At 64.6% G+C, this 1,851-nt stretch carries 1 protein-coding gene; it reads right to left on the bottom strand.

The window, feature by feature from the left end; translation table 11 throughout:
* Window positions 1–1,837, bottom strand: a 1,837-nt coding sequence (locus tag IZR01_RS49005) for an amino acid adenylation domain-containing protein (protein ID WP_228561445.1), incomplete at its 3' end; no start/stop codon positions are given.
* Window positions 1,838–1,851 lie beyond the last annotated feature (14 nt).

Raw genomic sequence — 1,851 nt, 5'->3', positions numbered from 1 at the left:
AGTTGTCGTCGATGGACACTGATTCCAGGCCCAGGACCTCGGCGAACAAGTCGCACAACTGCTGTTCCTGCACGGTCCGCGGCTTGCGGCCGGCAGGATCGGAGTCGAACTCCGGCGCCGGCAGGGCGCGACGGTCCAGCTTCCCGTTCGCGGTGAGAGGCAGCGCGTCCAGCACCACGAACGCCGACGGCACCATGTAATCCGGCAAGGCCTGCGCCGCACGCTCACGCAGCGCCGACACCTCCACGGCTGCTTCGGCTGCAGCGACGATGTAGGCCACCAGTTGCTTGTCGCCGGGCCGGTCTTCTCGTGCGAGCACCGCGACCTGGGCCACCGCGTCGTGTCCGGCCAGGACTGCTTCGATCTCGCCGAGTTCGATGCGGAAGCCGCGCAGTTTCACCTGGTCATCGGTGCGGCCCAGATACTCCACCACGCCATCGACGGTCCAGCGCGCCAGATCCCCGGTGCGATACATCCGCGACCCCGCCGGGCCGAACGGGTCCGCCACAAACCGCTCCGAGGTCAAACCCGAACGCCCGAGATAGCCACGTGCCAGCTGAACACCAGCCAGATACAACTCCCCAGCCACCCCCGGCGGAACCGGAGACAAGGCTGAGTCGAGAACGTACAGCTGGGTGTTCCACACGGGGCGGCCGATCGGCACCGAGATTGGACCCGGGACACACTCCCACCACGACACATCCACCGACGCCTCAGTCGGACCATACAAGTTGAACAGCCCCACCCCGTCCAGCGCAGCGAAGAACCGCTGCACCACCTCCGCCGGCAGCGCCTCACCCGAACACACCACCCGACGCAACCCCACACAGCCGGCGGCAGACGGCTCCGCCACAAACGCCGCCAGCATCGACGGCACAAAATGCACCGTCGTCACACCAGCAGAGACAATCAGCCCCGCCACATACGCCGGATCACGATGACCACCAGGCCGCGCCACCACCAGACCCGCACCCACCAGCAACGGCCAGAAGAACTCCCACACCGAGACATCGAAGCCCGACGGCGTCTTCTGCAACACACGATCGCTGACGTCGAGGCCGAACCGGTCCTGCATCCACAACAAACGGTTCACAATCCCCGCATGCGAGACGACAACACCCTTCGGACGACCCGTAGAACCCGAAGTGAAGATCACATACGCGGGACACTCCGAACCAAAGCCGACCTGCAGATCCACACCGGGATACGCCGACACCTCAACCACAAACTGAGGGTCATCCACCACCAACACATCAGTGATCTGCGGCAAAGCCGAGACCACATCGGAGGTAGTGACCACACACACCGGGGAGGCATCAGCCAGCATGAACCCGATACGATCCGCCGGATACTCCGGATCCACCGGCAAATACGCCGCACCAGACTTCAACACCGCCAACAACGCGACCACAAGCTCCACCGACCGCGGCAACGCCACCGCAACCAGCGACTCCGGACCAGCACCCCGCGCCACCAGCAACCGCGCCAAACGATTCGCCCGAACATTCAACTCCGCATACGAAACCTGCTCACCCTCGAATACGACGGCAACAGCCTCCGGCGAACGACGCACCTGCTCCTCAAACAAACCGACAAGAGTCGCGTCGGGAACCGCATGAGCAGTGTCGTTGTTGTCGACCAGCAGCTCGGTCAGCGCCGCGTCGTCCAGCACCGGAACCGACCGCAACGCAAGATCGGGATCATCTTCCAAGCCGGCAACCAGGGCAGACACCGCAGTCCGCATCAGCGAGGCGACCGAGTGAGGGTCGATCGGGGCGACACACTGCACCGAGACGGCGAACCCGGCATCGGTACCGGCGTCGTCGACAGCGACCATCAGGGGATAGTTCG

This window comes from Catenulispora pinisilvae (assembly GCF_015356865.1).
Taxonomy (GTDB): Bacteria; Actinomycetota; Actinomycetes; order Streptomycetales; family Catenulisporaceae; genus Catenulispora; species Catenulispora pinisilvae.
This window is presented reverse-complemented; position numbering and strand designations above follow the sequence as displayed.